Source organism: Bradyrhizobium sp. CCBAU 11430, assembly GCF_028128855.1.
Lineage (GTDB): Bacteria > Pseudomonadota > Alphaproteobacteria > Rhizobiales > Xanthobacteraceae > Bradyrhizobium > Bradyrhizobium ottawaense.
Map to the genome: position 1 here is coordinate 65,592 of NZ_LBJV01000052.1, position 23,760 is coordinate 89,351.

22 protein-coding genes are annotated in these 23,760 nt (G+C 65.0%); 9 read left to right on the forward strand and 13 right to left on the reverse strand.

Annotated features, from left to right (window positions below):
* Positions 1 to 53: 53 nt before the first annotated feature.
* From XI04_RS14840 to XI04_RS14850, 3 genes are all read right to left on the reverse strand, one after another.
* Entirely contained in the window at positions 54 to 2,048 is a 1,995-nt protein-coding gene (locus tag XI04_RS14840; RefSeq protein WP_271610052.1) for a TonB-dependent siderophore receptor, read from the reverse strand.
* A gap of 626 nt (positions 2,049 to 2,674) precedes the next feature.
* Positions 2,675 to 4,672 (reverse strand): primary-amine oxidase, encoded by a 1,998-nt coding sequence (locus XI04_RS14845; RefSeq protein ID WP_271610053.1) that lies wholly within the window; start codon positions 4,670 to 4,672, stop codon positions 2,675 to 2,677.
* Between the two features lie 15 nt (positions 4,673 to 4,687).
* Positions 4,688 to 5,878 (reverse strand): serine hydrolase domain-containing protein, encoded by a 1,191-nt coding sequence (locus XI04_RS14850; protein ID WP_271610054.1) that lies wholly within the window; start codon positions 5,876 to 5,878, stop codon positions 4,688 to 4,690.
* A gap of 181 nt (positions 5,879 to 6,059) precedes the next feature.
* Here XI04_RS14850 and XI04_RS14855 point away from each other — a divergent pair, with 181 nt between their 5' ends.
* On the forward strand, positions 6,060 to 7,049 hold the full coding sequence (locus XI04_RS14855; RefSeq protein ID WP_271610055.1) for a helix-turn-helix domain-containing protein: 990 nt from the start codon (positions 6,060 to 6,062) through the stop codon (positions 7,047 to 7,049).
* A 14-nt stretch (positions 7,050 to 7,063) separates the two neighbouring features.
* On the opposite strand, the gene XI04_RS14860 is transcribed toward XI04_RS14855, so the two are convergent.
* The 5 genes from XI04_RS14860 to XI04_RS14880 all read right to left on the reverse strand — a co-directional run bounded on the left by XI04_RS14860 (position 7,064) and on the right by XI04_RS14880 (position 12,289).
* On the reverse strand, positions 7,064 to 7,837 hold the full coding sequence (locus tag XI04_RS14860; protein ID WP_028144659.1) for a MetQ/NlpA family ABC transporter substrate-binding protein: 774 nt from the start codon (positions 7,835 to 7,837) through the stop codon (positions 7,064 to 7,066).
* 28 nt (positions 7,838 to 7,865) lie between these two features.
* Complete coding sequence (locus XI04_RS14865; protein ID WP_038946766.1) at positions 7,866 to 8,531, reverse strand: methionine ABC transporter permease; 666 nt, start codon at positions 8,529 to 8,531, stop codon at positions 7,866 to 7,868.
* Positions 8,521 to 9,660, reverse strand: a complete 1,140-nt coding sequence (locus XI04_RS14870; RefSeq protein WP_028144661.1) for a methionine ABC transporter ATP-binding protein — start codon at positions 9,658 to 9,660, stop codon at positions 8,521 to 8,523. The genes XI04_RS14865 and XI04_RS14870 overlap by 11 nt, the downstream gene beginning before the upstream one ends.
* Before the next feature lie 238 nt (positions 9,661 to 9,898).
* A complete protein-coding gene (locus XI04_RS14875) occupies positions 9,899 to 11,371 on the reverse strand; it encodes a DASS family sodium-coupled anion symporter (protein ID WP_271623720.1) in 1,473 nt (490 codons plus the stop codon).
* A 111-nt stretch (positions 11,372 to 11,482) separates the two neighbouring features.
* Positions 11,483 to 12,289 (reverse strand): enoyl-CoA hydratase/isomerase family protein, encoded by an 807-nt coding sequence (locus tag XI04_RS14880; RefSeq protein ID WP_095424314.1) that lies wholly within the window; start codon positions 12,287 to 12,289, stop codon positions 11,483 to 11,485.
* 122 nt (positions 12,290 to 12,411) lie between these two features.
* On the opposite strand from XI04_RS14880, the gene nthA reads away from it, so the two are divergent.
* Genes nthA through XI04_RS14895 form a run of 3 tightly spaced genes read left to right on the forward strand, consistent with a single transcriptional unit; the run spans position 12,412 to position 14,080 of the window.
* The gene (gene nthA / locus XI04_RS14885; protein ID WP_095424163.1) at positions 12,412 to 13,047 is read left to right on the forward strand and encodes a nitrile hydratase subunit alpha; all 636 of its coding nucleotides are present in this window, start codon (positions 12,412 to 12,414) and stop codon (positions 13,045 to 13,047) included.
* Positions 13,044 to 13,706, forward strand: coding sequence for a nitrile hydratase subunit beta (gene nthB, locus XI04_RS14890; RefSeq protein ID WP_095424164.1), 663 nt, complete (start codon positions 13,044 to 13,046; stop codon positions 13,704 to 13,706). The genes nthA and nthB overlap by 4 nt, the downstream gene beginning before the upstream one ends.
* Complete coding sequence (locus XI04_RS14895) at positions 13,703 to 14,080, forward strand: nitrile hydratase accessory protein (RefSeq protein ID WP_095424165.1); 378 nt, start codon at positions 13,703 to 13,705, stop codon at positions 14,078 to 14,080. The genes nthB and XI04_RS14895 overlap by 4 nt, the downstream gene beginning before the upstream one ends.
* A 207-nt stretch (positions 14,081 to 14,287) precedes the next feature.
* Here the strand turns inward: XI04_RS14895 and queC are convergent, their stop codons facing one another.
* Positions 14,288 to 15,001, reverse strand: a complete 714-nt coding sequence (queC, locus tag XI04_RS14900) for a 7-cyano-7-deazaguanine synthase QueC (RefSeq protein ID WP_028144667.1) — start codon at positions 14,999 to 15,001, stop codon at positions 14,288 to 14,290.
* Between the two features lie 126 nt (positions 15,002 to 15,127).
* Between queC and mazG the strand changes: the two genes are divergently transcribed.
* Positions 15,128 to 15,946, forward strand: a complete 819-nt coding sequence (mazG, locus tag XI04_RS14905) for a nucleoside triphosphate pyrophosphohydrolase (RefSeq protein WP_038946760.1) — start codon at positions 15,128 to 15,130, stop codon at positions 15,944 to 15,946.
* Positions 15,947 to 15,959: 13 nt separating this feature from the next.
* Complete coding sequence (locus XI04_RS14910; RefSeq protein WP_028144669.1) at positions 15,960 to 16,418, forward strand: GNAT family N-acetyltransferase; 459 nt, start codon at positions 15,960 to 15,962, stop codon at positions 16,416 to 16,418.
* A gap of 19 nt (positions 16,419 to 16,437) precedes the next feature.
* Here XI04_RS14910 and hflX read toward each other — a convergent pair whose 3' ends face one another.
* The 4 genes from hflX to XI04_RS14930 form a co-directional block, all read right to left on the reverse strand.
* Positions 16,438 to 17,820 (reverse strand): GTPase HflX, encoded by a 1,383-nt coding sequence (gene hflX / locus XI04_RS14915; RefSeq protein WP_028144670.1) that lies wholly within the window; start codon positions 17,818 to 17,820, stop codon positions 16,438 to 16,440.
* Between the two features lie 11 nt (positions 17,821 to 17,831).
* On the reverse strand, positions 17,832 to 18,080 hold the full coding sequence (gene hfq, locus XI04_RS14920) for an RNA chaperone Hfq (protein WP_007591126.1): 249 nt from the start codon (positions 18,078 to 18,080) through the stop codon (positions 17,832 to 17,834).
* A gap of 292 nt (positions 18,081 to 18,372) precedes the next feature.
* Positions 18,373 to 19,743: a nitrogen assimilation response regulator NtrX gene (gene ntrX / locus XI04_RS14925; RefSeq protein ID WP_271610056.1), complete on the reverse strand. Its 1,371-nt coding sequence runs from the start codon at positions 19,741 to 19,743 to the stop codon at positions 18,373 to 18,375.
* A complete protein-coding gene (locus XI04_RS14930; protein ID WP_271610057.1) occupies positions 19,725 to 22,157 on the reverse strand; it encodes a sensor histidine kinase in 2,433 nt (810 codons plus the stop codon). Before XI04_RS14930 ends, ntrX begins: the two co-directional genes overlap by 19 nt.
* 47 nt (positions 22,158 to 22,204) lie before the next feature.
* Between XI04_RS14930 and XI04_RS14935 the strand changes: the two genes are divergently transcribed.
* The 3 genes from XI04_RS14935 to XI04_RS14945 all read left to right on the forward strand — a co-directional run bounded on the left by XI04_RS14935 (position 22,205) and on the right by XI04_RS14945 (position 23,757).
* Positions 22,205 to 22,381, forward strand: a complete 177-nt coding sequence (locus XI04_RS14935; RefSeq protein ID WP_240536267.1) for a hypothetical protein — start codon at positions 22,205 to 22,207, stop codon at positions 22,379 to 22,381.
* Positions 22,382 to 22,455: 74 nt separating this feature from the next.
* Positions 22,456 to 23,103 carry a CoA transferase subunit A gene (locus tag XI04_RS14940; protein WP_028144672.1) on the forward strand — a complete coding sequence of 216 codons (648 nt, stop codon included), beginning with the start codon at positions 22,456 to 22,458 and terminating at the stop codon, positions 23,101 to 23,103.
* Between the two features lie 3 nt (positions 23,104 to 23,106).
* Positions 23,107 to 23,757 (forward strand): 3-oxoacid CoA-transferase subunit B, encoded by a 651-nt coding sequence (locus XI04_RS14945; protein ID WP_038946758.1) that lies wholly within the window; start codon positions 23,107 to 23,109, stop codon positions 23,755 to 23,757.
* Positions 23,758 to 23,760: the final 3 nt, after the last annotated feature.

Here is a 23,760-nt window from a genome sequence, read left to right on the forward strand (position 1 = left end):
CTTGCACTCTCATCCAGCAGGTCCGGCTCGCCATCGCCGGACCGTCTTCGATTTCACCAGCGATAAGTCAGCTTGCCGATGGCTTTCCGTCCCTCGGCATACATGCAGCCCGAAAGGCCGTAGCAGGCCGCGACATAGCGCGTGTCCGCAAGGTTGGTGACGTTCAGCGACAGCCGCCAATTGTCACGGGTATAGGCAAGAAGCGCATCCAGCACGGTCGCCGATCCCACCTTGAACGTGTTGGCATCATCGCCCCAGGTCGCGCCGACATAGCGAACGCCGCCGCCGAACTGCAAGCCCGCCAGCATGCCGTTCTGGAGCGTGTAGTCGCTCCACAGCGAAGCGCGGTTGAGCGGCACGGTGACCGGCGCCTTGCCGACATTGACCGGATCCTGCGTGACCATGGCATCGATATAGGCGTAGGCCGCCCGCAGGTTCCAGCCGTCGGCGAGCGACATCGAGCCTTCGAGCTCGATACCGCGCGACTTCACCTGCCCGATCTGCTCGTAAAAGGTGGTTGCAGGCACGTACACAGCGACGTTGTCACGCGTCAGGTCGAAGGCGGCGAAGGTGAACAGCGCATTCCAGCCGAGCGGTTGATACTTGACGCCCACCTCGTACTGCACGCCGGTCTCGGGATCGAGCATCTGTCCGGACGGACTGGTCGCGAGCTGCGGCAGAAACGACTCGGAATAGCTGAAATAGGGCGCGATGCCGTTGTCGAAATTGTACATGACGGCAGCGCGGCCGGTGAAGGCCGAGGCGTCCTTCGAGGTTGAAGTATCGGTCGGGGGCAGATTGGTATCGAGCTGCGTCGTCACGAAGTCCTGGCGGCCGCCGAGCTGGAACGAGAGCCGGCCGAGCTTGATCTGGTCCTGCGCATAGAGGCCGACCTGCGACTGCTTGATGCCCTTGTTGTCGTACATGCCGCCGAGGGCCCAGTCGTAGCTGTAGACCGGGTTGAAGACGTTGATCTCCGGCGACGAGGTCGTGACGGCGAAGGCCGTATCGCGAAACGTGGTGTTGCGATAGTCGAGCCCGACCAGGGTGGTGTGGCTGAGGATGCCGGTATTGAACTTGCCCTGGAGTTGGTTATCCACCGCGAAGGAGTTGATGTAGGAGTTGCTGTAGCTGCCGAAACGCCCCAGCTGCCCCGCCGCCTCGTCGGTGTATCCGGTGCCGTAGAAGGTCTTTTCCTCGTTGTGCTGATAGGCGTAACGCAGGTTCTGCCGGAAGGTGATGTTGTCGGTGAAATTGTGCGACAGCTGGTAGCCGGCGGTCGCGATCTCGGTGTTGAACGCGTTGAAGCTCGGCACGCCCGCGAAGAACGAGACCGGAATGGTGCGGCCGTTGTTCGGCCACACCGTGCCCGAGGCCGGCAGGAACTGAAGGCCCCACCCTGCCCTGTCCCTCTGATAGTTGGCGAGCAAGGTAATGGTGGTGTCTTCGTTCGGCTTGAACGTGACGGCGGGGGCGATGAAGACGCGGTTGTCCTTGGTGAAGTCGACCTGGGTCTGGCCCTCGCGGACGACGCCGGTGAGGCGCCACAGCACCGTGCCTTCCTTGTTGGCGGCGCCGCCCATGTCGAACTGGCCCTGATAGCGGTTGAAGCTGCCGCCGGAGATCGAGACCTCGCCGAACTGCTGCGCCGTCGGCAGCTTGGTCACGTAGTTGAGGATGCCGCCGGTGCCGCTGCCGCCATACATCGCCGAGGACGGTCCTTTGAGCACCTCCAGGCGCTCGGCCCCGTAGGGATCGAGGCCGTTGAAGTGGACGTAGTTGCTCGAGGGAATTCGCAGGCCGTCGACATAGAGACCCGACATGGTCGTGTCGAAGCCGCGGATCTGGAGAGCGCCGAAGCGGGTGTCCGAGCCGCCATTGACGTCGCCGCTGACACCGGCGGTGTAGCGCAGCGCCTCGCCGATCGAGACCGCGCCCTGGTTCCTGACCTGGTCGGTGGTGACGACTGAGACCGACTGCGGGGTTTCGATCAACGGTGTATCGGTCTTGGTGGCCGTGCCGCTTCGCGTGGCGACGAAACCGCGCACCGGGCCATTGGCACGTTCGCCCGTCGCGCCGTTCGACGAGGCCGACTGGGTTGGCGCGGCTGGTTGCGCAGATGAGCGACGATTGGCGCGAGAGGTGCGTGTTGCCGCTCTTCGCGACGAAGCAACCGCGGCAGGACGGGCGCGCTCAACCGGCGCATCGACGGTGACAGCGGGAATCTGTGTCTGCGCCTCCACGGAACCAAAGGGAACCACGAGCGAGAATGTACTGACCGCCCCGAGGAGCAGCACCCGAATCTGTCCACGACGCGCGCATTCACGCGAAGAAAGTTGGTAGTCGGTCACGTCTTTCGAGGCCCCACGCACTGCCGGCTTTGCCGGTATCGTTTTTGGTGTCCCGCCCTAACTCAGGCGGTTTGGGAGTGCGATAGGAACGAAGTTAGAATCTCTCCAGAGGCGTGCGCGGCGCGTGCGACGAATGCGCTCATGCCGATGCCGCGTACGGTCCACGCAGCCGTCGTGCTCCACACGTTTGGAATGCTTCTAGACAGAAACATTCCCTCACCATTCGGCGATGGTCGGAAACGATCAGCTTGCTACCGCGCGAGAATCGCCAATGACCACGCCGGTCGGCGCTACCGAAGAATCCGATCGAGCCCGATCGAACTCTATGACTTGCCGGCGCGGCAACAGGATTCGTCGGCCGTGTTGCTCTCGTGTGCCAGCACGCTGCGACTGTTGCGGTCCGGCGGGATGTCGCCGGCCGCATTGGCGGCGAAAAAGCCGGTCGGCTTCAGCAGGAAGCCGGCATATTCCACCGGCATGATCGGAAAGTCCTCGGGCTTGCAGACATGGGTGTGGCCGAAAGAGTGCCACACCACGATATCGGCATTCTCGATATTGCGGTCCTTCGCGGCATAACGCGGCAGGCCATCGCCGCCGGCATGGACGTTGGGATAATCGCCGCTTGCGTATTTCTCGGCCGGATCGAATGCAGTCACCCAGACATGCTTGGTGGCGAAGCCGCCGCGCTTGCGCACGTAACTGCCCTCCTGCGCCAGCATCAGCGGGCTCGGATTGACGACGAGCTTGTAGGCCGGAGCATTGCCGACCGAGTTGGTCTCGTTGGGATTGCTGATCTTCCAGAACCGGCCGGTTTGGCCATTGGCGATGCCCGCCGCGTCATGCTCGCGCGACAGCACCCGCGTCGTGGTGTCGAAGACATTGCCGTGCGGATTGTCGTCACCCCAGGGCCGCGGCACGAAATCGTGCTCGGTGACGGTGTTGCCGCCGCCGTCGAGATCCATGTGCAGGCGGACGTTGAAGAAGTGCTGGTGCGTCGGTCCGCCCAGATTGTCGTCAACCATGCCGCCCCATTTGTACGTCTCGCCTGATGGCACCGCGGCGGTCTGGATGATGCCGGTGAGCTTGGTCTCCAGCTGGATCGTGCCGTCCTGGTAGAGATACCAGTAGAAGCCGTAATCGTAATTGCCGACGGTGGCGAAGAACGAGATCACGAGCCGCCGCGAGCGGCGGACCTCGAACAGGCCGTTGCGGAACTCATAGTGTTTCCAGGCGATCCCATAGTCTTCCTCGTGCATGCAGATGGCGTTCTGCATGACGAAGGGCTCGCCCTTGCTGTCCGCCGCCGGTACGTCGAAATAGCGGATGTTGCCGAGACAGTCGCAGCCCAGCTCGAGCGCGTTCGCAAGCATGCCGAGGCCGTATTCGCCGGCATCGAACGCCGACTTCCAGAAATGGTTCGCGGTCGGATCGGCGTAAGGCACCACCATCTCGGTGACGCTGGCGCGATGGATCAGGGAGCGCTTGCGCGCGCCGTCCTGGTAGGCGAGCTGATGCAGCACGAGGCCCTCGCGCGGCGTGAAGCCGATGCGAAAGCTCCATTTCTGCCAGTCGACCTTCCAGCCATCGACGCGAAAGCTCGCGCCCTCGGGTTGCTCGATGTGCAGCGGCCTGATGTCGGTGCGCAGATTGGTCATCTCATGCGCGCCGTAGTTCCGCTTCTTGCGCGGAATCGGCACGATCGGATCCTCATCCGTGAGGTCGATGACCTTGCCGCCGATCAGGTCGACGACAGCGACCACGCCTTCGATCGGGTGCGCATAGCCGTTGTCCTGAAGGTGCTCGCGAAAATAGCTGACGGCACGCACGATACGGGCGCCGCGCTCGAACTCCTTGTCGAAGAAACCCGACGAAAACGGATCGACCTGGATCAGCTCGATGTCCTTGTCGGGGAGCCCGCGCCGAGCCATCGCCGCGCGCCATCCGGGATCGGCCTTCACCACGGCCTCGCACTTGAAGAACTCCTCCAGCATCACCGGCGGCTGCCCGTAGGGCGCCTCGCGGTTCGGGACGACCTTGCGGCCGACGATCTCGCCACGTCCGAGATCGACGATATGCTCGATGGCCTCGCCCGTGGTGACGTCGAGCGTCAACGCGAAGGCGCGGCGCCCTACGCCGCCTGCAGCCAGCTCATGCTTGGTCGGCTCCTCCAACCGGACCGTCGGGAAGCGGCAGTTCTCGGGTGAGGTCACGTCGGCGCGCACCAGCGTGCAGGCGGCGGTGATCTCCTCGGCCGTCAGCGGATCAAGCGGATGCGGCGTCGCGGTCTCTGGTTGCGATTTGGCCTTGACGGTATCGAGCATGGGGATGTCCAGAAATCAGGCGAGATGCGCGGTGATGGCGCTGAAGGCGGCAAACCAGCGCTGGTCGATCGGCACGTCCATCGCCTTGGGCTGTGTCGCGAGCTTGACGATGACGGTGTCCGAGTCGAGGTCGACATAGAGGTGCTGGCCATGAATGCCGATCGCGGTCAGCGCGTTGCGCGACGGATCGATCGTGAACCATTTGCTGCGGTAGCGCGCGCCCGGGAAGAACTCGGCGAGGTCGCCGTCGGCCCAGGCCTTGGGATCGCCGTTCTCGCGGATGTCGTCGATCCACCAGCCCGGCACCACCTGCCGCCCCTCGACCACGCCGCGGCAGCGGATCATCTCTCCGAAACGGATGAGGTCACGCGCGGTGACGGAGATGCCGCCGGCGATGCGGCCCATGCCGTGGCTGTCGAGCGTGAGCGAGCCGTCCTCCTCCGCGCCCAGGGGCTGCCAGAGATATTCGGAGAGGATGCGATGATAGGGCAAGCCGCAGGCACGCTCATAGACCCAGCCGAGCACCTCGGTATTGGGCGAGACGTAGTGGAACACCTTGCCGTGCGGCTTGCCGGTGCCGCGCAAGGTTGTGAGATAGGCGCGCTGGTGGCCTGCCTCGGCGCCCGGCGGAGGCACGTCCCAGCCCGAGGAGAACCGATAGCGCGCAACGTCGCCGGCGGGGTCCTCGTAATCCTCCTCGAACTTGATGGCGACGGCCATGTCGAGCAGGTTGCGGACAGTGCAGCCGGCGTAGACCGACGTCTCCAGCTCCGGCACGTAGCGCACCACCCTCGCCTCGGGATCGAGCAGCCCGCGCGCGGCGAGCACGCCGCCGAGCGTGCCGGCGATCGCCTTGCTGATCGAGCAGATCAGATGCGGTGTGGTCACGCCCATGCCGTCGCCGTACCATTCGTGGATCAGCGTGCCCCGGTGCATGACGAGGAGCGTATCGGCAAAGGTCTCGCGGAGCGTGGCTTCGATCGTGGTCGCTTTGCCATCAGGCGCGGTGAAGCCGAGTTTTGCCAGTTCGCGCGGCGCGCTTCGCATTAGCGTCGGCTGGGCCGAGCGGCGGATCTCTGCGGTCGGCAGCACTTCGCGGGTGTGGGTAAAGCCCCAGCGGATCGCGGGAAAGCTGCGCCAATTGGCGCGCGTCACCTGCGCCTCGGGCGCGGGCGGGCTGCCGCGCATGATCTCGGTCGGTCGCATCTCGATCCCTCCGCAAAGCGCCGTCCCGGCTGCGATGTCGGAACGGCAGGACCGAAGCCTGCACCGCGGCGCCATCGGGCGTTATCGAGATCCGGCAATATTTTGCTGGACAGCGCCTATGGCCGTGCCAGTCTGGCGTGGTTCTTGCTGGCTGTCGGGTGGTGAATTTCGACGTGTCGTCATGCCCTTAGGCACAACTCTTCCGACTCTGGACTCGGCTGCCGGCCTGTTTCAGGCCAGCAGCACCGATGTCGACGAGCATTGCGCTTCGCTCGGTCGCTGGCGGCTCAGCTACGACCAGATCAGCGCCGGAGCCTTCAGGGGCAGCTTCACCCAACTCTCCCTGCCCCAGCTCGACGTCTTCCGCGAGATCACCAGCCAGCAGGTCCGCCAATACGGCCAGCTGGGGGCCGACAGCTTCGGCATCGGTCTGCCCTGGCACAGTGACGGCGAGGTCAGTTGCAACGGCGCCAGCGTTGCAGGTGCCCAGGTCATCGCCTGCATCGACGCCGAGGTCGATATGTGCACGCCGAAGTCATTCGAGCTGCGCGGTGTTGTCGCCAGCGCGGCGCTGATCGAGGAGCTTGCGGCCCGGCTCGATATCGAGCTGCCGCGCGCAGTCTGGCACCAGTTGCGGGTGATCGAGATGGCGCAGGCACCGGTCGCGCGATTGCGCGCTCATCTTGCCGCGATCCACGAGACCATCTCGACTGCCCCCGAGCGGTTCGACGATCCGGCCGTCGGGCAGGCGCTGGAAGACGGCCTTCTCGTCGAGATCATGGACATGCTGCCGACCGCACGCCCCCGCGATCCCGGCCGCAGCGCCGCGGCGCGCAAGCGCACCGTCGATCGTGCGAGGGCGCTGATGCATGGCAGCGGCGATCGCTCGCTCTCGCTGCTGCAGGTCTGCAAGGCGGTCGGCGCCAGCCCGCGCAAGCTCGGCTATTGCTTCCAGGAGGTTTTGGGAACGAGCCCGATGCACTACTGGCGAGCAATGCGGCTGAACCGCGTGCGGCGCGATCTGAAACGCGCCGGCGGCACCGATGCCTCGGTCTACGACGTCGCCGTGCAGCACGGCTTCTGGCACTTCAGCCAGTTCTCGCTCGACTACAAGCGTCACTTCGCCGAAAAGCCCTCGGAGACGCTGCGACGCGCCAGGTTGGCGGCCTGACGCGCCCGCTCGCCTTACCAGGTCGGCAGATAGGTGCCCTTGAAGCGCTTCTCCAAAAACTCCTTCACCGGCGCGGAGTGATAGGCCTCGATCAGCGGCTTCACCCAGGGCTTGTCCTTGTCCTCTTCGCGAACGGCGAGGATGTTGACCCAGGGGCCGTCGGGATTCTCGCGGGCGATCGCGTCGGTCGCCGGATTGAGGCCGGCCTGCACCGCGTAATTGTTGTTGATGGAGACGACGTCGACGTCCTGCAGCGCGCGCGGCAGCTGGGCGGCATCGAGCTCGACGAAGCGCAGCTTCTTCGGGTTGTCGGTGATATCAGCGATGGTCGAGGCGACGTTGTTCGGGTCCTTCAGCTTGATCACGCCGTGCAGCGCCAAGATCATCAGGCCGCGCGCGCCGTTGGAGGGATCGTTGGCGATCGCGACACGGGCACCTTCCGGCAGGTCGGCGAGCGTCTTGTATTTCTGCGAATAGACGCCCTGCGGCGAGCCGATCGTGTTGGCGACCTTGACGATCTTCCAGCCGGTCTTGGAGATCTGGTTCTTCAGATACGGCTCGTGCTGGAACGAATTGGCCTCGAGATCCTTCAGGGCCAGCGCCTGGTTCGGGATCACATAGTCCGTGAACTCGACCACCTTGATGTCGAGGCCGCGCTCGGCGCCGACCTTCTTCACGACGTCGATGATCTCGGCATGGGGACCGGCGGTGACGCCGACGCGGATGGTTTCGGCATGGACCGTGGTCGCAAGCAAGGCTGCAGCCGCAAGGGTTGCGAGAAAGCGCATTGAAGTCTCCAGTTTCAGGATGGTGCTATCAGTGATGCCGCAGTCGGCGGTTGACCCGACGTGCCAGATAATCGCCGGCGCTCTGGACGAGCTGCACCAGCGCGATCAGCACGACGACGACGGCCAGCATCATCTCCGGCATGAAGCGCTGATAGCCGTAGCGGATGCCGAGATCACCGAGGCCGCCGCCGCCGACCGCACCGACCATCGCGGAGTAGCCGAGCAGGCTGACCACTGCGAGCGTCAGCGCCAGCAACAGGCCCGGCAGCGCCTCGGGGATCAGCACCTTGAACACGATCTGAAGCGGCGAGGCGCCGAACGAGGACGCCGTCTCGATCAGGCCGCCATCGACCTCGCGAATCGCAGCTTCGACCAGACGCGCGATGAACGGCGCCGACGCGATCGTCAGCGGCACGATTGCGGCGGTCGAACCGATCGAGGTGCCCGCGACAAGCCGGGTGAACGGGATGATGGCCACGACCAGGATGATGAACGGCGTCGAACGCGTCGCATTGACGACGATGCCGAGCACGCGGTTGACGAGTGGGGCCGCGAACAGCTCGCCTTTCCGGCTGGTCGCGAGGAAGACGCCGAGCGGCAGGCCGAAGACGGTGCCGAGCAGCGCCGCGATGCCGACCATGTACAGGCTCTCGAAGGTAGCCTGGATGATCAAATTGATGAGTTCAGGCGACATAGCCGAGATGCTCCGCCGGGAATTGATATTGAGACAACCAGGCAAGGACCCGCGCCTGCGCGTCCTCGCGGCCGGGAATGCCGAGAACGAGCGAGCCGACATGCTGGCCGCCGATCTCGTCGATGCGCGCCGACAGCAGCGCGACGTCGAGGCCGAGCTCGCGGGCGAGCCGCGCCACCACGGTGTCGCCGGCCCCTGCCCCGCGGACCTGGACGCGGATCACGGCCTGCCCGCCAACAGGCGGCTCCGCCACGATCCGGCTCGCCAGCGAGACCGGCAGGCTGTCGCCGATGACCTCCGCGAGGAAGGACTGCGTGATCGGATGTTTTGGATGGGTGAAGATGTCGGCGACATGGCCGCTCTCGACCACGTGGCCAGCGTCGAGCACGACCACTTCCTTGGCGAGCTGGCGTACCACGGACATTTCGTGGGTGATCAGCACGATGGTCACGCCCAGCTCGCGGTTGATGTTGGCGAGCAGATCGAGGATCGCGCGTGTCGTCTGCGGATCGAGCGCGGACGTCGCCTCGTCCGACAAGAGCACGCTCGGCCGCGTCGCCAGCGCGCGGGCAATGCCGACGCGCTGCTTCTGGCCGCCGGAGAGCTCCGAGGGATAACGGTCGTGCTTGTCGGCGATGCCGACGAGCGCGAGCAGTTCGGTGACGCGGGCCTTGATGTCGGCCTTGGACCAGCCGGCGATCTCGAGCGGCAGCGCGATGTTGTCGGCGGCGGTGCGCGACGACAGCAGGTTGAAGTGCTGGAAGATCATGCCGATCGAGCGCTGCGCCAGCCGCAGCTCGCGGCCCGCCAGCGCCGAGATGTCGCGGCCGTCGACGACGACGCGTCCCGTGGTCGGCTTCTCCAGCCCGTTGATGAGCCGCACCAGGCTCGACTTGCCGGCGCCGGAGCGGCCGATCACGCCGGTGATGGAACCGCGCGGGATTGCGAAATCGATATCTTGCAGCGCGTTGACGCCGGGCTTGCCGCGATAGGCCGGATAGATTTTCGAGATGCCGGCGAAGCGAACCATCGCGTCCGGCTCGGCTGTGGCAGGTGAAATCGCTTCAGGCGGCGCAATCGGCTGTCCGACGGCGAGCGATTGGTGAGCGTTCATGGAGACGGCCTTCATGCACAATAGTTCTCTCGCCCACCCGAAAAGGCGAACGAAAGCCGGGTCGCATCAGCGACTGGAGATGGAACAGCAGCAAACGCCTCTGGGGGCAACGCGCTGCACCGCAGCAAGCACCATCGCCTTTTCCAGTCTTTCTTGCAATTTCAGATATTTGCGAGGAGATGGACGAAGATTCCCCAATCCCTCTCCGGAGAAGAATATTCCTTCGCAGAGGGTATCAGTCTCCCGCCCGGGCTCATCCCATCTGCAACCAGGGCAGCACGATCAGCAGAAGACCTGCGAAATAGAGCAGCCCGAAGAGCAGGCCAAAACCCCAGAACTGGCCCTTTCCGATATAGCCGCTGCCGAAATACATCGGCGCCGGCCCCGTCGCGTAAGGCGAGATCACGCCCATCAGGCCGAGCGAGTACATGCAGAGCATGGCGAGGGTCGTGACCGGCAGACCGGGAATGCCCGATCCGACCGCGAGCACGACGGGCAGCACGGCGGCGGCATGCGAGGTGATGCTCGAGAAGAAATAGTGGATCCAGAAGAACAGCGCGACCAGCAGCAGCATCGCGGTCGACGGCGATAGCCCGGCGAGCGGCTTTGCGTATTCGGTCGCGAACCATTTGATGAAGCCGATCTCGTTGAGGCCGGAGGCCAGCGTCAGCAGCGAGGTGAAATAGAAGAACACCTCCCAGGCACTCTTCTCGCTGACGATGTCGGCAAACTCGATCACACCGGTCACCAGAATCAGGGAGATCACGATGAACACGACGGTGGTGGCATTGACGAAGTTCGAGCCGAGCACGGGCACGTGGATGTCCGGGCTGGAGCCCGCGATCCACAGGAACATCGCGAGCACGATCAGGCCGAGCATGATCCACTCGTTGCGCGACATCGGGCCCATCCCGGCGAGTTCCTTCGCCGCCCATTCGGTGATTTCCGGGCTGCGCTTCACCTCGGGACGGCAGACCAAATAGCTGAGCAGCGGCACGAGGACCATCAGCAGGATGCCGAGCGGCGCGAAGCCGAGAAACCACTGGCCCCAGCTGACCTCGACCCCGGCGGTCTTCTTGGCGATCGCCAGTGCCGCCGCGTTGGGCGCAAGCGCGGTGAAGAACAGCGAGCTGGTGACGGCGGTCGCGGCAAAGGCCGTCCACATCACATAGGTGCCGATCCTGCCGGCGGTCGGCCCCGGCTCGGAGCCATAGATGCGCGGGATGTTGCTGATGATGGGATAGACGATGCCGCCGCTGCGCGCGGTGTTCGACGGCGTCGCCGGCGCGAGCAGGAAGTCGGACATCGCCACGGCATAGCCAAGGCCGAGCGTGTTGCGGCCAAGGCGCTGCACCAGCACCAATGCAATGCGCCGGCCGAGCTGGCTCTTGCGATAGCCGATCGAGAACACGAAGGCGCCGACGATGAGCCAGACCGTGCTCTCGGCAAAGCCCGCCAGCATCCAGCGCAGCGACTTGCCGGGATCGGGATCGATATAGCCGGCAACGCCCGCGACCGTGAGGCCGATGAAGCCGACCGCGCCGACCGGCATCGATTCCAGGATGAGCCCAGTGATGACGGCCGCGAACACGGCGAAATAGTGCCACTGATTGACGTTGAGCCCTGCAGGCACCGGCCACAGATAGATCACCAGCCACACCACGAGCGGCGCGACCAGTTTCCAGCGAAACCCTTTCGCCTCTGGCGCCTGCGAGCTAGCAGTCATGGGCCCTCCCCCTCGATCGTCGTCGCCTGTGCGGCCCGTGGGCGAGCCTGCTCTTGTCCCTGCGCCGCGTATACGAACTGCCGGTTGTGCGATCAATGGCCTGGCATCAATCTATCGCCCCTTGAAACGTGGCTTGCGGCGGCCCAGGAACGCCTCGACGCCCTCCTTGTGATCCTCGCTGAGGCTGGCGAGCGCGAACTGGTCGACGTCCATGTGGCTGGCGAGATCGTCCAGCGCATGCGCGAGCCGGTTGACGGTCAGCTTGGTCATCGCGACCGAGAGCGGTGGCTGCGCGGCGACCTTGCGCGCAAGATCCATGGCGGCATCGAAGGCATGGCCGGGATCGACCACCTGCTCCACCAGGCGCCATTCATGGGCCTCATCCGCTGAGATGCGCTCATCAGCCAGGATCACCGCCTGCTTGGTACGGGCCGGCCCCATCAGGTGCAGCATGCGCGGGATGCTCTGCCAGCTCATGTTCATGCCGAGGCCGATTTCGGGCACGCGCAGATGTGCATCGCGGCCCATGATGCGGAAGTCGAGCGCGACGGCGAGGGCCACGCCGCCGCCGACACAAAAACCCTCGATCGCCGCGATCGTGATCTGCTCCATCTCTTGCCAGGCGTGCGTTAGGCGCGGTCCGAGCTTGAGGTGCCGCCGCAGCGTGCCGAGGTCCATCTCCTTGCGCGAGCGCCCTTCGGCGTCCTTGAGGTCGAAGCCGGCGCTGAACGCGCCCGAGCTGCCGGTCAATACGACGACCGACGTCGCGGCATCGTCCTCGAAGCTGCGCGCCGCGGCGGTCAGCTGCCGCATTGCCTCGGGTGACAGGGCGTTGATGCCGTCGCCCCGATCGAAACGCACCACCGCAATCCGTCCCTCGGGTCCGAGGCCCTTTTCGATCTTCACGTAGTCCGTCACCAACGTCTCCCCATCTGCTTGGCGGCGATGCTAGCCTACATCCGGCCTCACGAATATGGGACCCGGTTGCGCCGCAGCGCATACTCGACAGGCCTGGGCCATTGCGCTTAATCTTCGCCGCCATGAGCCATGATCACGACCATCACCACCACCACGATCACGACCATTCCGAGCTGTCGGAGACCGAGCTGCGCGTGCGCGCGCTCGAGACGATCCTGACCGAAAAAGGCTATGTCGAGCCCGCCGCGCTCGACGCCATCATCCAGGCCTATGAGACCAAGATCGGCCCGCACAACGGCGCACGCGTCGTCGCCAAGGCCTGGACCGATCCGGCGTTCAAAAAGGCGCTGCTCGAGGATGGCTCCAAGGCGATCGGCACGCTCGGCCATGTCAGCCGCGTCGGCGACCATCTCGTCGTGGTCGAGAACACGCCTGCGCGCCACAACATGGTCGTGTGCACGCTGTGCTCCTGCTACCCCTGGGAAATGCTGGGGCTGCCGCCGGTCTGGTACAAGGCGGCGCCCTATCGCTCCCGCGCCGTGAAGGATCCGCGCGGCGTGCTCGCCGACTTCGACGTCACCCTGCCGAAGGAGATCGAGATCCGGGTGTGGGATTCCACCGCCGAGACGCGCTTTCTGGTGCTGCCGATGCGCCCCGAAGGTACCGAGGGCTGGAGCGAGGAACAGCTCGCCGAGCTCGTCACGCGCGATTCCATGATCGGCACCGGCTTCCCGCGACAGCCCGGAGCGCCGTCATGAACGGCGTGCACGACATGGGCGGCATGGACGGGTTCGGCAAGGTCGAACCCGAGCCCAACGAGCCGGTGTTCCATGCGGAATGGGAATCCCGCGTGCTGGCGATGGTGCGTGCAATGGGCGCGGCCGGCGCCTTCAACATCGACACCTCGCGCTTCTATCGCGAGATGATCCCGCCGCACGTGTATCTGTCGAGCTCCTATTACAAGAAATGGTTTCTCGGGCTCGAGGAGATGCTGATCGAGAAGGGCTACCTCACCCGCGAGGAAGTCGCCGCCGGCCACGCGATGCAGCCTGCCAAGGCCCTCAAGCACGGCAAGCTGAAGGTCGAAGGCGTCGAGCGCACCATGGTGCGCGGCAAGTTCGCCCGCCCTGCCCCCGCGCCCGCCAAGTTCAACATTGGCGATCGCGTGCGCGCCAGGAACATCCATCCGGCCACGCATACGCGGCTGCCGCGCTATGTGCGCGGCCATGTCGGCGTGGTCGAATTGAACCACGGCTGCCACGTGTTTCCGGATTCAGCGGCGATGGAGCTCGGCGAGAACCCGCAGTGGCTTTACACGGTGGTGTTCGAAGGCCGTGATCTCTGGGGCGAGGATGGTGATCCCACCCTGAAGGTCTCGATCGACGCGTTCGAGCCGTATCTGGACCCGGCGCAATGAGTGGTACCGCTGCTGCCGCAGCCACCGCGGCCATACCCAGCATTCCCCGCGATGACGACGGCCCGGTGTTCCGCGCGCCGTGGGAGGCGCACGCGTTCGCGATGGCGTTGACGCTGCACGAGCGCGGCGTCTTCACCTGGCCGGAATGGGCAGCAAGCCTCGCCTCCGAGATCAAGCGCGCGCAGGCGGCCGGCGATCCCGATACGGGCGAGACCTATTATCTGCACTGGCTCGCCACGCTGGAGGGCCTGGTTGCCCGCAAGGGTGTTGCGTCGATGGAAACCCTGCACCGCTACCGCGACGCCTGGGACCACGCGGCAGATCGCACCCCGCACGGCAAGCCGATCGAGCTCAGGCCGGAGGATTTTGGTTAGCTGGCGCGAAGTTCGGCGTTGCGACGCTCGTGTCCCGGACAAGCTGCAACGCGCAAGCGTTGCGGCGCAGAGCCGGGACCCAGACGGCGACACGATACCTTGCGGAAGCATGGGCCCCGGCTCTGCAGCGCACCGCTGCCGGACGATGCTTCGCATCGCCGCGGGAGCGCTGCGCTGCGTCCGGGGCACGAGAGCAGTGCAACGAATCTACCTCCCCGCCACAAACTCCCGCCACCCCTTCGCCCGCAGGCTGCACGCCGGGCACTCGCCGCAGCCATAGCCCCACTCGTGCTGCGCGCCGCGTTCCCCGAGATAGCAGGTATGGGAATGCTCGCGGATGAGATCGACCAGCCCCTCGCCGCCGAGATCCTGCGCCAGCTGCCACGTCGCGGCCTTGTCGATCCACATCAAGGGCGTGTGCAGCTCGAATGGTCTGGCCATGCCGAGCGAGAGCGCGGCCTGCATGGCGCGGATGGTGTCGTCGCGGCAATCGGGATAGCCGGAATAGTCGGTCTCGCACATGCCGCCGACGATGTGCGTGATGCCGCGCCGATAGGCCAGCGCCGCGGCAAAGGTCAAAAACACCAGGTTGCGGCCGGGCACGAACGTATTCGGAAGGCCGTCGGCGCCCATCGCGATCGCGACATCGCGCGTCAGCGCCGTCTCGGACACTGCCGCCAGCGTCGGAATCGACAGCGTATGGCTCTCGCCGAGTTTTGCGGCCCAATCGGCGCGCAAGCCCTTGATGCCGTCGAACAGCCGGTCGCGGCAATCGAGCTCGATGGCATGGCGCTGGCCGTAGTCGAACCCCAGCGTCTCCACGCGTGCAAAGCGGCTGAGCGCCCAGGCGAGGCAGGTGGTGGAGTCCTGGCCGCCGGAAAACAGCACCAGCGCGGTTTGTGATGAAATTGCGTCGCTCATGGTCCGCGCTTTAGCACTGCGGACGCGGCCCGCCAATCGGTGGAAATCGGCCCGTTCCGCGCCGCGACGCTGGGAACGGCGGGCCGCTTTTGGCATAAGGTTTTGGAGCCAGGAGAGCGCCCCGCAATGACCCCTTCCCGCGACATTTCCCGCCTGATCGAGATCATGGCGGCGCTGCGCACGCCGGTGACCGGCTGCCCCTGGGACCTCGAGCAGGATTTTGCGACGATCGCGCCCTACACGATCGAGGAGGCCTATGAGGTGGTCGAGGCCATCAGCCGCGGCGATCTCGACGATCTCCGTGAGGAACTCGGCGACCTCCTGCTCCAGGTGGTCTTCCACGCCCAGATGGCTTCGGAGCAGAACGCCTTTGCTTTCGGAGATGTCGTCGAGGCGATCACGCGAAAAATGATCCGGCGCCATCCCCACGTCTTCGCCGACAAGGACGGCAATCTCGCCTCCTCCCATGTCAAGGAAGTCTGGGACCGCATCAAGGCGGAGGAAAAAGCCGAGCGCGCCGCGCGCCGGGCGCCGGAGGACATGCCTGCGCACAAATCGCTGCTGTCAGGCGTCAAGGCCGGCCAGCCCGCACTGACCCGCGCCATGGAGCTGCAGCGCAAGGCCTCCACCGTCGGCTTCGACTGGAACGACCCGCGCGCGGTGCTGCAAAAGATCCGCGAGGAAGCCGACGAGATCGAGGCCGCGCTCGACCGCAACGACAAGCAGGAGATTGCGGAAGAGACCGGTGACCTGATGTTCGCCCTCGTCAACCTCGCCCGCCACGTCGATGCCGATCCGGAGGCCGCATTGCGTGCGACCAACGCAAAATTCGAGCGGCGCTTTGCCTACATCGAACGGTCGCTGGAGGCGCAGGGCCGCACGCTGGAGCAGGCGTCGCTGGCGGAGATGGACGCGCTGTGGAATGCGGCGAAGACCGCCACTTGATACGGGGCACGCAGTGGACATCAGGCAGGACGATCCGAAGGCACCGCATGTCGCCGACTTGTTGGCACATCACCTCGAAGAACTCCGCAGCGTCATGGGCGAGCACGCGCAGGCGCTCGACGCGAGCGGCCTGTCGGCCTCGTCGGTGACGTTCTGGACTGCTTGGCAAGACGGAGTGCTAGCTGGCTTCGGTGCCCTGAAGCAGCTGGATGAGACGCATGGCGAAGTGAAGTCGATGCGGGCCGCGCCCACTGCGCGGCGAACCGGGGTCGGGCGAGCTATTCTGGACCACATCGTTGCCGAAGCCCGCAAGCGCGGTTATGCGCGTCTCAGCCTGGAGACCGGCACTGCGCCGCTGCACGGCCCCGCGATCTCGCTCTACCGCAGTGTCGGCTTCGTGCCCTGCGCGCCGTTCGCCGACTATCAGGCGAGCCTGCACAACCAGTTCATGAGCCTCGATCTGTCGAGGTGATCTTCTCAGGCAGCAGCGCCTAGGCCGAGAGGCGTGGCACTGCGTCGAACCTGTTCACCACGATATCCCGCTTGGTCTCGTCGACCCGTACGGTCATGTCGAAGCGGCCGTCGTGCAGCTCCTTGGCCAGCACCTCGGCATTGCGGTGCAGCCAGCTGATGCCGGCGCCGTCGGCGGCGTCGATGGAGAGGTCGAGCGTGGTGCGCTTGGCCGCTAACCGCTCCTCGATCGCGGCAAGCAGGGCGTCGACCCCCTCGCCTGACACGGCCGAGACCAGCATCGCGGGATGGTCCTCCGGCCTGCGCGCGGCGATGTTCAACAGCTCTTCGCGCTGCTCGGAATCGTAGCGGTCGATCTTGTTCCAGACTTCGATGATGCGGCCGGAATCATCGGGGTTGATGCCGAGCTGGCGCAGCACGGCGTCGACGTCGCTCTGCTGGGCCTCGGCATCTTCATGGGATATGTCGCGCACATGCAGGATGACGTCGGCTTCGAGCACCTCTTCCAGCGTGGCGCGGAAGGCGGCGACGAGCTGCGTCGGAAGGTTGGAGATGAAGCCGACGGTGTCCGACAGCATCGCCTTGCCGCCATGTGGCAGGTTGAGGGCGCGCAGCGTCGGGTCGAGCGTGGCGAACAGCATGTCGGCAGCCTGCACGTCGGCACGCGTCAGGCGGTTGAACAGCGTCGACTTGCCGGCATTGGTGTAGCCGACCAGCGCCACGACACGATACGGCACGCGCTGGCGGCCGGCACGATGCAGCCGCCGCGTCGCCTGCACCTTCTTCAGCTCGCCTTCGAGCTTGGAGATGCGCTCCTGGATCAGGCGTCGGTCCGCTTCGATCTGCGTCTCGCCGGGACCGCCCATGAAGCCGAAGCCGCCGCGCTGGCGCTCCAGATGGGTCCATGATCGCACCAGGCGCGAGCGCTGGTAGTTGAGATGCGCGAGCTCGACCTGGAGCGAGCCTTCCTTGGTCTTGGCGCGGCGGCCGAAGATTTCCAGGATCAGCCCGGTGCGGTCGAGCACCTTGGCGTGCAATTCCTTCTCAAGATTGCGCTGCTGGATCGGCGCCAGCGCGCAATCCATCACCACGAGCTCGACATCGAGGCTCTTGGCGAGTGCGGCGATCTCCTCGACCTTGCCCTTGCCGATATAGGTCGCGGGACGGATCTGGCTGATCGGCGCGATGATGGCGTCGGCTATGACGAGATCGATCGCACGCGCGAGGCCGGCGGCTTCATCGAGCCGGGCCTCGGCGTTGCGCTGGATATGAGTCTCCGATTGCGCGTCGGCACCGCCTGCGCGCACCCGCAAATAGGGGCCGATGACAAGCACCCGCCCCGTCTGCTTAGCCCCTGCCGACCGCGGACGGTCGGCATCCCCGTCGAAATTCCGGGGTTCCAATCAGATCACTCTCAAGCCGGCTGATCTTCGCCGCCTTCGAACAACTGGATCGGCGCACCCGGCATGATGGTCGAGATCGCATGCTTGTAAACGAGCTGCGAATGACCGTCGCGCCGAAGCAGTAAACAGAAATTGTCGAACCAGGTCACGATGCCCTGGAGCTTCACTCCGTTGACCAGAAAGATCGTCAGTGGCGTCTTGGTTTTGCGAACGTGATTAAGGAAGGTGTCCTGTAGGTTTTGTGCGCGGTCTGCCGCCATTGTTTTTTTCTCGCTTTGAGTTTCTTTTTATTGCGCCGGTTGCGGCCCTCTTTGTGAAGGTCGGAGCCTCTCCCGGTTGCCGTTCCTCATGAGATCCCCCTCGGAAGGAACAGCTGTGCAATTAGAGGACAGGTGGACCTATTAGGCAAGCCGCTTCACGCGGCAGCTGGCGCGGTATTGCCCCGAAAAACTACGGAAATCGATGAATTTCCTCGTTTTCGTCAAAGGTGTCGCCGCAACGTCGCGGCGTTAGAATCTTGTTTCGACGGCGTTCTCCTTGCACAAAAACGCGCTAGCCGACACCGAGCGCTTTCAACTTTCGATGCAGCGCCGACCGTTCCATGCCAACGAACTCGGCTGTGCGAGAAATATTTCCTGAAAAACGGCTGATCTGTGCAATCAAATAGTCGCGCTCGAACACTTCGCGCGCCTCGCGCAGCGGCAGGCCCATGATGTGCTCGCCATTGTTGCTGGTCGGCATCGCCGGCACCATGGAGCCGACGTCCTGCGGCAACATGTCGGCCGTGATGATGACCTCCGGTCCACCGGCGGCGAGAATCATGACTCTTTCAACGTTGTTGCGGAGCTGGCGCACATTGCCCGGCCAGACATGCGATTGCAGCACCGCCATCGCGTCCTGCCCGATCTGCCGCTTGGGCAGGCCGCTACCGGCCGAGATCTGCTCCATGAAATAGTCGATCAATTCCGGGATGTCCTCGCGCCGCTCGGAGAGCGCAGGCACGCGGATCGGCACCACCGAGAGCCGATGATAGAGGTCCTCGCGGAAGTGGCCGGCCGCGATCTCCTCTTCGAGATTGCGCGCGGTCGAGGAGATGATGCGCACATCGACCTGCACCTTGGCGGTGCCGCCGACGCGCTGGAACGATTGCTCCACCAGCACCCGCAGGATCTTGTTCTGGGTCTCGCGCGGCATGTCCGCGATCTCGTCGATGAACAGCGTGCCGCCATGGGCTTCCTCGAGCGCGCCAGGCTTGCGCGCCTGTTCGCCGTTGGACTCCTCGACGCCGAACAGCTCGTGCTCCATGCGCTCGGGCGTGATCGCGGCGGCGTTGATGACGACGAAGGGACCGTCGGCGCGGCCCGAGGCCGTATGCAGCGTGCGTGCCGTCAATTCCTTGCCGGCGCCGGCGGGACCGACGATCAGGATGCGGCTGTTGGCCTTGGCCGCGCGCTCGATGGTCTGGCGCAACTGATTCATGCTCGGCGAGCGGCCGACGAGCTGGCTTGCGCTCGGCGCCAGCTGCTTCAGCTCCTTGACCTCGCGCTTGAGCCGCGAGTTCTCCAGCGCCCTGGTCGCGACCAGGATCAGCCGGTCGGCCTTGAACGGCTTCTCGATGAAGTCGTAGGCGCCGCGCTTGATCGCGGCCACCGCGGTCTCGATGTTACCGTGGCCGGAGATCATCACGACCGGCAGGTCGGCATTGTCCTTCTTGACCTGCTCCAGCAGCTGCAAGCCGTCGAGCTTGGAGCCCTGCAGCCAGATGTCGAGGAACACCAGATGCGGCCGCCGGTTGGCGATTTCAGCCAGTGCAGAGTCGCTGTCGCGCGCAGTCCGCGTGACAAAACCCTCGTCCTCGAGAATGCCTGCGACGAGATCTCGAATATCGGCCTCATCATCGACAATCAGAATTTCACTTGCCATGGGTCGCGCCTGTCTTGTAAGATGCCTGTCGAGGCTTCGATTTTCGTTGAATCATTGGTCTTTTCAGCGGCCTCTTTGGTTTCGGCCGCCAGCTCTTTTGTTTCCTGCGCCGGGTCCTTGCCAGGAGCGCCGGCCTGCTCGCCGGTTGCTTCCTTGACCGCGGCCGCCGGGGCCTGCTCGGCTCCCTCGGACTTCGCGGGTTGCCCGGAGATCGCAAAGCGCATCCGCATCCAGGCACCGCGCTGGCCCTCGCGGAAGTCGGAAGCATCTTTCAGCTCGATGCGTCCGCCATGGTCTTCCAGCACGCGGCCGACGATCGCAAGGCCAAGGCCGGTGCCCTTGGCGCGCGTCGTGACATAGGGCTCGAGCAGCCGCGAGCGCGCGACCTTGGGCAGGCCGATACCGTTGTCGATGACGTCGATCAGCACGTCCTCGCCCTGACGCGACACCACGACGTCGATATGACCTTTGCCGAGCTCCTCCGGCGGGACCTGCTCGATCGCTTCGGTGGCGTTCTTGACGATGTTGGTGACCGCCTGCGAGATCAGCCGCCGGTCGAACTGGGCGCGGAGCGGATCCTCTTTGAATTCGGCCTCGATATCGATCTCGGGATGGGCGACCTTCATCAGGAACACGGCCTGCCGCACGGCGTCGGCGACGTCCTCGCCCTCCATCACCGGTTTCGGCATCCGTGCAAAGCGCGAGAACTCGTCGACCATGCGGCGGATATCGTCAACCTGGCGCACGATGGTGTCGGTGCACTGCTCGAAGATCTGCTTGTCCTTGGCCTCTGTGATGCCCTTGCCGAACTTGCGGCGAATGCGCTCGGCCGAAAGCTGGATCGGCGTCAGCGGGTTCTTGATCTCATGCGCGATGCGCCGCGCCACGTCGCCCCAGGCCGAGGTGCGCTGCGCCGAGACCAGCTCGGTGATGTCGTCGAGCGTGATGATGTAGCTGTCATGCGGCTGGTTCTTCTCGGCGCTGACGCGGACCGAGAGATTGCGCTCGGTGCCGTCGCGGGTGATCGTGATCTGGCCCTGCACCAGACGCTGGCTCCCTTCCCGCGCCGCCTTCATCATCTCGTCCAGCTCGGGCAGCACGTCGGAGAGCGGATGACCAAGCGTTTCCGATTCGGCGTGCCCGATCAGCTTCTCGGCCGAGCGGTTCAAAATGCCGACGCTGCCGGAGGTGTCGACGCCGATGATGCCGGCGCTTGCGGAGGACAGCACCGCTTCGATGAAGCGGCGGCGGCTGTCGATCAGGTCGCTGGCGTTGACGAGCTCGTCGCGCTGGCTGCGCAATTCCTGCGTCATCTTGTTGAAGGTCTCGCCTAGCTGGGCGAGATCGCCTTCCGACTGGTGCACCGGCACCTGGACATGGAGGTCGCCGGTCGAGACCGTGTGGGCCGCGTTCATCAGCCGCCGGATCGGCGAGACCAGTGAATTGGCGAAGTTCAGGCCGATCAGCACCGAGGCCATCAGGATGGTCAGCGCGATCACGGCGAACATCAGCGCGAAGGCAACCTGGATTCCGAGCCTGCGCGACTCGATCTGGGCGTATTCGGCGACGCTGACCTCGGTCTGCTTGAGCTGATTGACGACATTCGGATCAAGCGGACGGGCGACATAGAGGAAGGTGTCGCTGAAGGCGCGCAGCCGGATCACGGCGGCCACGAAGCTCGCATCGGGAAGGACCGCGATCTCGGGCTCGGACTCGTTGACGTTGCTGAGGAAGTCGGACGCGGGCGGCGAATAGGCGAGCCGCATGCCGGTGTCGGCGGATTCCAGGATGTTGGTGTTCTTGTCGATGATCATCGCGCCCGGCAGGTTGCGGGAACTGGCGCTGGCGCTCAGCATCTCCCGGAACGAGCGGCGATCCTGGTCATAGAGCGGCCGGGCATGCGCGATATCGTTGGCCATGCCGAGAATGTCGCCGCGGATCAGCTGCGCATGGTCCTGCATATAGGCCCGCGCGATCGTCAGCGAATTCTGGATCACCTCCTTGGTCGGGCCGGAGAACAGCCGGTCGAGGCCGCGTTCGATGGTGACGTTGGCGACGACGGCGACCAGCACCGCCGGCAGCACCGCCACGATCGAGAACAGGCTGACGATCTGGACATGGAGCCGCGCCGCCGCCCTGCCCCGCCGCCGCGCCAGGATCAGCTGCCAGAGCTCTCGGACGATGATTCCGACCAGCAGCAGGATCGTGGCCGCGTTGATCAGGTAGATCGAGCGGACCACCGCCGGCGTCGGCTCGATCGTGGTCAGGCCGGTCAGAACCAGGAAGGTCAGGAAGGCCGAGAGCAGCGCCAGCGCCACGGCAAAGGGCGCCAGCCAGCGCCGCGCCGACCAACGCCGGGGCTCTTCCGCTGGGGCCGTGTCAAAGTGTGCGGCCGAGGTGTCTGCGCTGGTCATTCCGGCAATGGTGGTGCTGAAAACGGGTCCGCGATGGGCGGATACTGATGTATTCGTACCACATTGTTGCCGAATTGCGACAATTCCGCGGCGCCGCCGCCGCGGCGGAGCGGCGCATCCACAGCTCTGGCGGTGCGTGTCGTGATCTGATCGGTCAGCAATCGTACCGTCTCTGGACGGAATTGGACAAAGGCACCGGCATCGTCATTCGCGAACGAGGGTGAGCCTTGACGCAGATCAAGGGTGCGCGGTGGCCGCTCGCGCCAATGTGGCTCATTGCCCGACCGGAGTTCCGCCCATGAAGGCTGTGGCCGTTGAAGAAGCCGTTGCGATGATTCCCGCTGGCGCCAGCGTGATGGTCGGCGGCTTCATGGGCATTGGAACACCGGAGCGCTTGCTCGATGAACTGGTCCGGCAGCAGAAGACCGGATTGTCGGTGATCTGCAACGATGCCGCACTACCGGGTAAAGGCGTCGGCAAGTTGTTTGACGCATCGCTCGTGTCGCGTCTGACCGCGACGCATATCGGGCTCAATCCCAAGGCCCAGCAGCAGATGCTGGCGAACCAGATCGAGGTTGATCTCGTGCCGCAAGGCACCCTCGTCGAGCGCATCCGGGCCGGTGGTTGCGGCCTGGGCGGCGTCCTGACGCCGACCGGCGTCGGTACCGTTGTCGCCGAAGGCAAGCGAGAGATCGAGATCGAGGGCAAGCCGTTCCTGCTGGAGACGGCGTTGACGGCGCAATACGCGCTGCTCCACGCGTTTCTCGCCGACCATCTCGGCAATCTCGCTTATGCGCTGACCGCACGCAATTTCAACCCGATCATGGCGATGGCGGCCGATACGGTGATCGTGACAGCCGAGCACATCGTACCAGTCGGCGTGATCGCGCCCGACCATGTCATGACGCCGGCGCCGCTCGTCGATTACCTCGTTATGAACGGGTGACCCATGGACCCGCAGATCATTATCGCCCGCCGCGTCGCCAGGGAGCTCCGCGAGGGCAACCTCGTCAACCTCGGCATCGGCATCCCGACGCTGGTTGCGAACTACGTGCCCTCCGATCTCAAGGTTTTCTTTCAATCGGAGAACGGCCTGATCGGCACCGGGCCCATTCCCGAGCCGGGAATGGCGCATCCGCTCCTGACGGACGCCGGCGGACGCCCGATCAGCGCGCTGCCGGGAGCCAGCACATTCGACAGCGCGATGTCGTTCGGGCTGATCCGCGGCGGCCATGTCGACGTCACCGTGCTCGGCGGCCTCCAAGTCGACGCGCAGGGCCGCCTCGCCAACTGGATGATCCCCGGCAAGATGGTGCCCGGCATGGGCGGGGCGATGGACCTCGTCAGCGGTGCCAGGCGGGTGATCGTCGCCATGCAGCACGCGGCCAAGGGCAAGTCGAAGATCGTCGCCAAATGCACCCTGCCCCTGACCTCGGCGCGGTCGGTCGATCTCGTCGTCACGGACTTGGCCGTGATCGGCTTCTCCGGCGGCAAGGCGACGCTGCTGGAGACCGCGCCCGGGGTCAGTGTCGGCGACGTCATGGCGCTCACGGAAGCCGAGCTGGCTGTTCCCGACAACGTCCCGGAAATGAACGTCTGATCC